The 9,374-nt window shown below is 69.4% G+C and carries 9 protein-coding genes and 1 other RNA gene; 6 read left to right on the top strand and 4 right to left on the bottom strand.

Going from position 1 to position 9,374, the window contains the following annotated elements:
* Positions 1 to 76 precede the first annotated feature (76 nt).
* The 3 genes from rnpB to ACNFOC_RS08740 all read left to right on the top strand — a co-directional run bounded on the left by rnpB (position 77) and on the right by ACNFOC_RS08740 (position 2,823).
* Positions 77 to 492: RNase P RNA component class A (gene rnpB / locus ACNFOC_RS08750), an RNA gene on the top strand.
* A 1,085-nt stretch (positions 493 to 1,577) separates the two neighbouring features.
* Positions 1,578 to 1,952 (top strand): hypothetical protein, encoded by a 375-nt coding sequence (locus tag ACNFOC_RS08745; protein WP_416958396.1) that lies wholly within the window; start codon positions 1,578 to 1,580, stop codon positions 1,950 to 1,952.
* 28 nt (positions 1,953 to 1,980) lie between these two features.
* Complete coding sequence (locus ACNFOC_RS08740) at positions 1,981 to 2,823, top strand: hypothetical protein (protein WP_416958394.1); 843 nt, start codon at positions 1,981 to 1,983, stop codon at positions 2,821 to 2,823.
* A 443-nt stretch (positions 2,824 to 3,266) separates the two neighbouring features.
* Here ACNFOC_RS08740 and ACNFOC_RS08735 read toward each other — a convergent pair whose 3' ends face one another.
* Complete coding sequence (locus ACNFOC_RS08735) at positions 3,267 to 3,689, bottom strand: hypothetical protein (RefSeq protein WP_416958392.1); 423 nt, start codon at positions 3,687 to 3,689, stop codon at positions 3,267 to 3,269.
* A gap of 304 nt (positions 3,690 to 3,993) precedes the next feature.
* Between ACNFOC_RS08735 and ACNFOC_RS08730 the strand changes: the two genes are divergently transcribed.
* The gene (locus ACNFOC_RS08730) at positions 3,994 to 5,370 is read left to right on the top strand and encodes a DUF3500 domain-containing protein (RefSeq protein ID WP_416958390.1); all 1,377 of its coding nucleotides are present in this window, start codon (positions 3,994 to 3,996) and stop codon (positions 5,368 to 5,370) included.
* Here ACNFOC_RS08730 and ACNFOC_RS08725 read toward each other — a convergent pair.
* From ACNFOC_RS08725 to ACNFOC_RS08715, 3 genes are all read right to left on the bottom strand, one after another.
* Complete coding sequence (locus tag ACNFOC_RS08725; RefSeq protein WP_416958389.1) at positions 5,300 to 6,025, bottom strand: SbtR family transcriptional regulator; 726 nt, start codon at positions 6,023 to 6,025, stop codon at positions 5,300 to 5,302. The two genes, ACNFOC_RS08730 and ACNFOC_RS08725, sit on opposite strands and share 71 nt — an antisense overlap.
* 148 nt (positions 6,026 to 6,173) lie before the next feature.
* Positions 6,174 to 7,145: an NAD(P)-dependent alcohol dehydrogenase gene (locus tag ACNFOC_RS08720; protein ID WP_416958386.1), complete on the bottom strand. Its 972-nt coding sequence runs from the start codon at positions 7,143 to 7,145 to the stop codon at positions 6,174 to 6,176.
* 95 nt (positions 7,146 to 7,240) lie between these two features.
* Entirely contained in the window at positions 7,241 to 7,867 is a 627-nt protein-coding gene (locus ACNFOC_RS08715) for a TetR/AcrR family transcriptional regulator (protein WP_416958384.1), read from the bottom strand.
* Positions 7,868 to 7,957: 90 nt separating this feature from the next.
* Between ACNFOC_RS08715 and ACNFOC_RS08710 the strand changes: the two genes are divergently transcribed.
* Together ACNFOC_RS08710 and ACNFOC_RS08705 are read left to right on the top strand one after the other, a co-directional pair.
* Positions 7,958 to 8,623: a class I SAM-dependent methyltransferase gene (locus ACNFOC_RS08710; protein ID WP_416958382.1), complete on the top strand. Its 666-nt coding sequence runs from the start codon at positions 7,958 to 7,960 to the stop codon at positions 8,621 to 8,623.
* Positions 8,624 to 8,795: 172 nt separating this feature from the next.
* Positions 8,796 to 9,281 carry a hypothetical protein gene (locus tag ACNFOC_RS08705; protein ID WP_416958380.1) on the top strand — a complete coding sequence of 162 codons (486 nt, stop codon included), beginning with the start codon at positions 8,796 to 8,798 and terminating at the stop codon, positions 9,279 to 9,281.
* The last annotated feature ends 93 nt before the right edge of the window (positions 9,282 to 9,374 follow it).

Genomic DNA, 9,374 nt, shown 5'->3' with positions numbered 1-9,374 from the left:
GATCCGACGGGGGCGGCGGGTCTGGCCGTCGGTCCGAGGGGCGGCGCCCGCCCGGTAGCATGGTCGACACGGCAGACGAGCCGGGCGGACGGCCGCGTGGAGTGCCCCTAGGGGGACTTCCCGAGGAACGTCCGGGCTCCACAGGGCAGGGTGATGGCTAACGGCCACCCGGGGTGACCCGCGGGACAGTGCCACAGAAAACAGACCGCCTGGCGCTTCGGCGCCGGGTAAGGGTGAAACGGTGGTGTAAGAGACCACCAGTGCCCAGGGTGACCTGGGCAGCTAGGTAAACCCCACCCGGAGCAAGGTCAAAAGGAGCCGCCTCTTCGTAAGAAGGGTGGCTCTGCGCGGACGTTCGAGGGCTGCCCGCCCGAGTCCGCGGGTAGACCGCACGAGGCCGGTGGCAACACCGGTCCTAGATGGATGGCCGTCGCCGGGAGGATCGTGAGGTCCTCCCGGACACAGAACCCGGCGTACGGCCCGGCTCGTCTGCCGCTGGGGCTCTGACCTGGTCTTATGGGCCGGTCGGAGCCCTTTCCTGTGTCTGGGGGCTTCCCGCTTCTACCTGGGAGTTCCCGGGAGTTTCCGTGGAAGTGTGCACGCGTTGTGCACTGGGATGGCGTTCCGGCGGTGGGTCTGATGAGTGATGTCACCGACTCCCGGGAGGGAACGACGAGGAGCCGAGGCGTCGATCTCGATGCGTGGATCCGTCCTCTGTGTGCCCTGGTGGTTGCCGGGGTCGCGGCCTACGCCTCGTATGTTCATCAGCGGGAGTTCGCGTTGCAGGGTGGGGCGGCCACGGTCGGTCTGCTGAAGCCTTCTGGGACCCACACTCGCAGTGCCCGAGGCGCGGTGTGGTCCGCGTTCCTTCTGGGCATCGCGGTCTCCCTCGCGGCGAACGTTGCGGCGGGAGGGCGAAAGGGGCAGGCGAAGAGCGAGCAACTGCACGATGACGACGACCCGTTGGTGGTGCGGGCTCGGCTGCTTGATGCCCGGCATCGAGAGCTTCACCAGCGCCCCGCGTCGGGCGGAACTCTGCGGAAGGAGTTGCGAGTCGGAGCCAGGCGATCGCGGCAGCTGGCGGCTCTGGTGCGGCGTAGCCGCACCTACGGGACGGCCACCGAGGCACCCAGGCCTGATCGAACACAGGGAACTCACCAGGAGGTCCTTGGCCGTGTGATGGCGAGGGGTCTGACCGCTTGCGCTGGTCAGAGGGAGCCCAGTCTCGTCGCCACCAGAGTCGACCAGCGACACAGACGCGCTTGATGCGGACGAGTGGGGCGGGCTCCTTCGACGGCAGGATTGTGACGAGTGGGACGGAGCCGTGGCACCGCCCTTGGCACGAGTGGAAAGTTGCCCTGCGGCTCCAGCCGGGATGCAGGTGTGTGCGGGGCGCGTCGTGTGCGAGCTGTGAACCGGCTATGGCACGCTCGGTAGATCCTTCGCAGGCGCCGCTTCGGCAGACACCGCGAAGCCTCAGAACTCCCAAGGCACGAAGGTCGGCACTTCTCCGGCCAGCCCCTGCCGGAAGGTTTTGTCGCCCCGTTCAGCAGGTCAAGGTCGCCATCAAGGAGTACGTGCGCGGGCGAACGTCGAAGTACTGGGAGATCACCTTCTACGGCAGCCGCTGGACGGGGTCGTCCCAGTTCCACATGGACTACTTCTACGAGTGCGGTGTCAACATCCCCAACGCCTCGGACGAGACCTGTTCGACGTGGAAGAGCGACGGGGCGCAGGGGCACGGTTCCGGTGTCGCCGTGAACAAGCAGCAGATCGTGAAGAACTTCGGCCGACACGACCACGAGGCTGTGCCACGGTACCGGCGACGGCAGTTGAGCCAGTGTACGGCGGAGGACGGAGACAGTGAACTGGACCGAGCTGCGGGACCTGCTGACCCGCTCGCCCAAACCCCCCGTAGTGGGCCTTCACACCTCGATCCAGCCCCGGCGTGACAACGGACACGGCTGGCCTCCCGCCAGCGTGGTCCGTACCTCCACACGCTTCGCCTACCGTCCTCCCCACGACTGGTTTCTCGACCACGGCAACGGAGACATCTCCCTCGACGTGCGCGAACCGGATGAGGGCCCCCGAGCGGAGGACGCGCCGCACGGGCTGGCATTCGGTGCGCAGTTCCCGTGGGACCTCGCCCCCGAGCCGGCCCGCCTGATCACTCCCGTGCCCGGCCCGGCATTGACAGAGGCGACGAGCCAGGGCGATCCGACGGCGGTACGCCACGACGGACGGGATGCCTGGGCTGTCACTCTGACAACGTCTTCCGTCCCTCACCCCCTGTACGTAGTCGTCGACGCCCGGACCGGCATCCTTCTGGCGGCCGAAGTCAAAGAGGCCGGATACCGGGAAGAGCTGTCGGAGCTGGAGTTTCCCGGAGAGCTGCCGGACAGCCGCTTCCAGTGGAGCGATGCCATGGCAGAGGTGGAAGAAGCCCACCAGCGTCGACGCGACGAGCTCGCCGCGCACTACGGTGAGGAGGCGCTGCCCGTTCCGGCCTTCTGGCCCGGCGGCCGTGGGCACTTCGAACCGCACGTGTTCGACGGTGACCTCGCCACCGGCGTGCTCGCGATCGACCTGTACAACGACGGAGCACCGCAAGCGACGCCCGTCATGGCGGTGCTCATCAGGCAACAGCTGGACACCGCGCCCCTCGAGCCCGGCTGGGTCGCGGACCCGCAAGCCTTCGTGCACCGCTGGCAGGACGGCAACTGGCAGTGGACGCTGGCCTTGTGGGGACAACCGCTGTCCCCCGAGCAACTGAAGCGCGTCAAGGGCTCCATGCCCGAGAACGGCGACGCTACAGGTTGCTGACCGTACGGAATCGCCGGTGCGATGACCCGGGCCGTTACCCGCCGCGCCTGCCTATCTGCTTGGCGTGGATCGACTACAGCGGTGAACTGTCCCTCGCCGAAGGCACATTGATCGCACGTGTGCTCTATGTGCGGTGTGGGAGTTGCGGGCGATGTCCTGACGCTGAAATGACGCTCGTGACGCTTGTTCTGATGGGGTGTCGGGCGCCTTGTCGGGCAGGCCAGACCCTGCCACGGTGGCGAGCATCGATGGGGCGTCGAGGGCAAGCGGTGCTGAGTGCGGACCAATTGGGTCCGGGTGGCCAGACCTTCCGGCATCCGCAGCCGGTCCAGTAGGAGTACGTGATGTCGTACTTGCCGTCGTCTGACGCGCGGGGCCCTCCGGAAGGCACGGAAAAGGGTGCCGCATTTCCTTCCGGAGAGGCGCACGGGGCGGGTTCGGTCCTACGAGGTGGCGTCTGCGTTCACCTGGGTCACTCTTGCCCCGGCGATCCCCAGTGCCTCGACGATTCGCTCGGCGGCGGACGCGGAGAAGAGGCCGCTGGTCACGCTCAGGCCGAATCGAGGCGTGGGAGGATGCTCCACCTCGCGGAGCAGGAGGAGCGCCTCCCCCTCTGTCGGAGAGAAGGCGAAGCAGAGCCACTCCGCGAGGCTGTCGCAGGCGGTCTCCGCCCCGCCCCACCGCTCCTCCAGCGCCGCACGGTCGATATCGACCTCAGCGAGCCATCTGATGTCGCGCGAACTGACATCCCTTTCGGGGATCCGCATCAACGCTGTCGGGTGTGGCTCTCTCGGGTTCATCTTCACCGTGTCTCTGTGGTGGTGATCGGAAGCGTACCCAGGTCTCTTGTCGGCCTCGGGCTTCACGCTGGTGATGAGCCTCGCGCGCGGTGTGGACTGCCGTCGCTCTGCCGCGCTGCCCCACTCCCGCACACTTTCGGCGCCTATGGATCCGCTGGGAATCACGCGGCGACACACCCCAGGTTCGCCTCAGGTTCGTCGACCGTCTCGGCATCTGTCCGTGTCTATCCGCAGGTCCAAGGCCCTTGTCGGAACCTGTGCGGCACAGCTTCTGACACTCGTTGCACAGGTCTCGCACGTACCTTCCCTTGGCGAGAGCGCAGGCCGCCACCTGTCGTGAGGCCGGACGAGACCAACAGAGGAGCACTCCGTGACCGAACCACGCCCTGACCACGAGAACCACGAGGGTCAGCATGTCCACGGACACCGTCGTCATGAGCCGGGGTCACCCGCATTCGCGTCGCGACGCCGGTTCATGACGCGGGCGTTCGCCGCGGCGGGAGTCGCCGCGTTCGGCACGATGGTCGCGGTGTCCCGGTCGGACGCGTCGTCGGACGAGTCGTTGGCCGCGTCGGCGGCCACGGAGTCGGCCTCCGCCTCCGCCTCTCCCTCGCCCGCGCCGAGCGGTGGCGCCGGCGGGGGCGGCGGCGGTGCCCCGGGCGTCAAGGACGCGTTCGTGGGCGTGACCACGGACGGCACCGTGATCGACGACCTCTACCGCATCCACCGGACCGGCGTGTCCACCAGGGGAAGCGTGGCCGCGGCCAAGAAGTGGCTCGCCTCCCTCACGGCCGCGCAGCGCGAGGCCGTGGCCTTCCCCGTCCAGACGTCCGACTACACGCAGGACCAGTGGCGCCTGTGGACGAATGTGGACGGCGACCGGGACGCGGGCCTGAGTCTCCAGGACATGACGACGGCCCAGCGTGCCAAGGCGATGGCGATCCTGAAGGCGGGCCTGAGTGCCCGAGGGCTCGAGAACGCCGACAAGGTGCGTCATCTCAACCTCTACGGAGGGCAGTTGGTCGGCGAGACCGATCAGTTCAACGACGAGCTGTACTGGCTCACCATCATGGGAACGCCGTCGGACACGGAGCCGTGGGGCTGGCAGTTCGAGGGCCATCACCTGGTGATCAACTACTTCGTTCTCGGTGACCAGGTCGTCATGACCCCGACCTTCATGGGGACCGAGCCCCGCGTCGCCGACTACGGCATCGACAGCGAGTACGAGGGTCTGAAGAGTTTCGAGGACGAGCTCGCCGCCGGCTACGACCTCGTGCGCTCGCTGAGCACGGCCCAGCAGAAGGTCGCGATCACCACGACCGCCACCAGCGACCGGGACCTGACGGCGGGCGCGTACTCGGACAACGCGGTCATGCCGTACGAGGGCATCAAGGGCGCCAACCTGACCCCCGTGCAACTGGCGAAGCTGTGGAGGATCGTCGAGCTGTTCGTCGGGAACATCGACGAGGGCCATGCCAGGGTCAAGATGGCCGAGGTCAGGAAGCACAAGGACGAGACCTACTTCTCCTGGCACGGCGCGACCGACGACGACGTACCGATGTACTACCGCGTCCAGAGCCCCGTCCTGCTCATCGAGCTCGACTCGCAGGACCTCGGGCCCATCGGAAAGGCGGCGGGTTGGGATGCCGGGATGACTCAGCGGCACATCCACGCCATCATCCGCACCCCCAACGGCAACGACTACGGCAAGGATCTCCTCGCCCTGCACCTGGCCCTCGACCACTGAGCCGGTTCAGCCGCCGGTGACTGTCACGCGGTCCGCCGCCCACGCCCCGACGTCGGTGTGGGCGGCGAGGAGACGGGGCAGGGCCGGCACGCCGAAGGCCCCGCCGGTGCCGCCCCCCGGCGTGCTGGCCCTGCCCCTCCGCGGGCTTCGGCCGGCTGTCGAGCAGCTCGTCGTCCGTCATCGCCGACGTGTGTGCCGTAGGCGACGGCTCCAGTCCGAAGCCCACCATCAGCACCTCCGCGTAGCGGCGCCAGGCGTCCGGAGCGACGTCGTGTGTGCGGTCGGCGACCGCGCCGATCATGTACAGGAAGGCGTAGACGTCGGCGCTGGCGAAGTCCTCGCGGACCGCGCCCGCACGTACCGCTCGTTCGGCGAGGCCGTCCACGAGGCGGCCGAGCTGGTCGCGGGTGCGGGCGACGGGGCCGGTGTCGACGCTCGCGTTGGCCAGGATGACCTCCAGGGCGCGGTCCTCGGACCGCCACCGCGCCGCCGCCAGCAGGTAGTGCCGTAGGGCCTGGGCCGGGTCGGGCAGTTTCGCTGCTGTGGCGGCCAGGTCGAGGAACACCGTGAAGCGTTCCGTGAACAGGGCGTCCACCAGGGACTGGAGAAAGGCGGCCCCGGTGTCACTGAACCACTCACCATTCTTGACGCCCACGCCTTCCGGTCCTCCCGCCGTGTCCGGGCCGAACTGCACGACGGGTGGAAACTCCGGCCCACCGACCCGAACCGTGTCCCCCAGGGTCTCGACAGGCCCGGCAACGCCGTGCTGATCGTCTCCCGCTTGTCGGGGGCAACCGAGTTGTTCAGACGGTGACGACCAGTTTGCCCCGGGGATGTCCCGACTCCAGGTGCCGTACCGCTGTGGCGGCCTCGGCCAGCGGATAGGTGCGGTCGAGGACAGGCTTGATCGCGCCGGCCTCGGTGAGTTCCGTGAGCCTCAGCAGGTCCTGCTGACGGATGGCCGCGATCACCGGGCGGAGTGTCTGCCCCACGAAGACGGACAGCAGCAGGCCGCGCACCCACCGGTCCGTGCCGCCGAACACGGGGCCGCCGTCCTCGCCACCGACGAAGACGGCGGTGCCGCGCGGGGTGAGGACGCGGCGCAGGCGGGAGAGGGGGCGGTTGCCGGCGGCGTCGAGGACGAAGTCGTAGCGGACGGGCCGGTCGGTGATGTCCTCCCGTGTGTAGTCGATGACGTCGTCGGCGCCGAGGGAGCGGACGAGGCCGGTTCCGGTGGGTCCGCAGACGCCGGTGACGCGGGCGCCGTAGTGGACGGCGAGTTGGACGGCGTACGTGCCCACTCCGCCGGAGGCGCCGATGACCAGGACCTCCTGGCCGGGGCCCGGACGCGCCTTGTCCAGTCCCTGAAGCGCGGTCACGGCGGAGACGGGGAGGGCTGCGGCCTGCTCGAAGGTGAGGCCCGTCGGCTTGGGGGCGAGCTGTTCGGCCTTGCCGCACGTGTACTCGGCGAAGGAGCCCTCGCACTGGCCGAACACCTCGTCCCCGGGCTTCAGGGACGCCACCCGCGCTCCGACCGTCTCCACGACCCCGGCGGCGTCCCATCCCCGCACGCGATGGGTGGGCCTGCGCAGACCGATCTGCGGAGTGAGGCGGGCGAAGTAGGGCCGCCCGGTCATGAGGTGCCAGACGCTGGGGTCCACGCCGGCCGCGCGCACGCGGACGAGTACCTCGTCGTCGCGGGGGACCGGCGGGTCGATGTCGCTCAGGTGCAGCCGGTCGGCGGATCCGTACGCGTCCTGGACGATGGCCTTCATCGGGACTCTCCTTGACCGCCGTTGCGTCGGGGCTGCTCGTCTGTGGATCGTCCCCACGGACCGCGCCGTTGGCCAGAGCCCGATGGGGCAGCCGGTCAGGAACCGGTCAGCGTGTCCAGTGTCATGGCCACCAACTGGCCCTCCAGAGCCTGCTGTTCCGGCATGAAGGCCGTTCGGAAGGTGCGGGCGTGCAGCAGGGACATCAGCCACCAGGCCGCCGCGTCCGGGTCGAGATCCCGGCGCAGGGCGCCCTCCCGCTGCCCCTCGCGGACCAGCTCCGCGAAGGTGCCGGCGAAGCGCTGGTGCGCGGCCCCCACCGCGTCACGCAACTCGGGCTCGCCGCTGAGCGTGAACGCGTCCGCGAAGAGGAAGCCCAGCGATCCCCTGGAGTGGAAGCGGACCATGTGCTCCGGTTCCAGGAAGCCGGAGAGCAGGTCGGTCACGGACCGGCCGGCCTCCACCGCCTCGGTGAGCCTCGCACAAACGTGGGAGACAGCCCGGTCCAGGACCGCCTGGTACAGCGCGGACTTGGTGCCGAAGTTCTGGAAGACCACCGGTTCGCTGACGCCGACGCGGGCGGCCACGGCGGAGACCTTGGTGCGCTGGTAGCCGGTGTCGGCGAACAGTTCTGTGGCGGCGGTCAGGATCGACTCCCGGCGCTCGGCAGGGGTCATGCGCACCCGTCCGGTGCTGCGCCGTGTCCGCTTCGTCGACTCGCTCACACCCGCATGGTACGGCCTCTTGCCACCCTTACTTAGTCGTGACTAATCTACGAACACGGACTTAGTCATGACTAAGTAAGGGGCTCGATCGTGAAGAATCTCGGACAGCTTCTCCAGCACGGACACCCGCATCCGGACACCGAGGGCCTGACCATCGCCCACGCCCGGGGCTACGAACTGTGCGGCGCGATCTGCTTCGGCGGCATGCGCCCGCACGCGTACGGCCGTCTGGCGCGCCTGAGCGGAGCCCGGCCCGGTGACCGGGTCCTGGACGTGGGCTGCGGCACGGGCTACCTCACCCGGCGCATGGCCAGGGCAGTCGGCCCCACCGGCTCCGTGCTGGGCGTCGACCCGTCCGCCGAGGTCATCGAGTACGCCCGCGACAGGACACGCGAGGCGCACTGCTCGTACGGGACCGGCGTCGCCGAGGCGCTGACCGTGTCCGACGCCTCCTTCGATGTCGTCGTCACCAGCCTCGCCGTCCACCACCTGCCCGAGGATGTGCGCCCGGCCGCGCTCCGCGAGATGTACCGGGTGCTGCGCCCCGGCGGGCGACTCCTGGTCGCCGACTTCCGGCCGCCGCGCACCCGGGCCGTACGACTCCTGGTCACCGCGAGCGCCGGACACGTCATGGCCGACTACCGCGTGGACCTCCTCGACGGACTCGTCACGGAGGCCGGCTTCGAGGTGCGGGGCCGCGGAGACGTTCGTCCCTGGTTGCGATACGTGCAAGGCGCGCGCCCGGATCGGCCGTAGTCCGGTCCGGCTGTAGTCCGGTCCGGCCGTAGCGACTGCGTGTCATCGACGGTCGGTGGCGGACGCGGTGGTGACACGGGCGCGGCCGGCGCCCCATGGTGGCCGGGCCGTGGGGGTTTCGGTGGATGCGTCCGGTGTGCGCCGTCGTGGTCGAGGGCCACGGGTGGTGCCGGTGGCGGTTGCCCGCGCGGGGCTGTTCTCCGTGCTCGGGACCGCGGTCGCCGGCACTGTCCATCACCTGGCCTTCGACTCCAGCCCCTCGCGGCTGGTACGGGGCCTCGCCGTCTGTCTGCTCTTCGGCGTCGCGTTGCCCGGCGCGGGACAGGACAAGCCGCTGGTACGGCAGTTGATTCTCGCGGCCGGTGCACAGCTGGTCGTGGGCTACTGGTTCGTACGGTCCGACGACGCGATCTCCGTGCCGGCGCACGCGGTGTGGCCGTCCTCCGTGCACGCGGGCCGGCCTGCGGTGATCGCGCATGTGCTGCTGACAGTGCTGTGTGCGGTGCTGCTGCGGGGTGTGGACACCTGCCGTCGGCGCGTGCTCTACGTCGCGGGGCGCGAGGGGGAGAAGCTGCGTGAGCTGATGCGCCGGCTGCTCGCTCCCATCGGTGCTTCCGTCGGTCTGACCGTGGCCGTCCGCGCCGGGTGGCGCACCTAGGCGGGACCGACGCCCGGCGTTCCGTTCCGGGTCCTCCTCGCGGACACGGTCGTCCTGCGTGGTCCGCCCTTTTCCTCCCGGCCGCCGCTCGCG

The sequence above is a fragment of the Streptomyces colwelliae genome (genome assembly GCF_048158785.1).
Taxonomy (GTDB): domain Bacteria; phylum Actinomycetota; class Actinomycetes; order Streptomycetales; family Streptomycetaceae; genus Streptomyces.
Note: the sequence above shows the minus strand (reverse complement) of the source record. Positions and strands in the feature narration are given on the sequence as shown.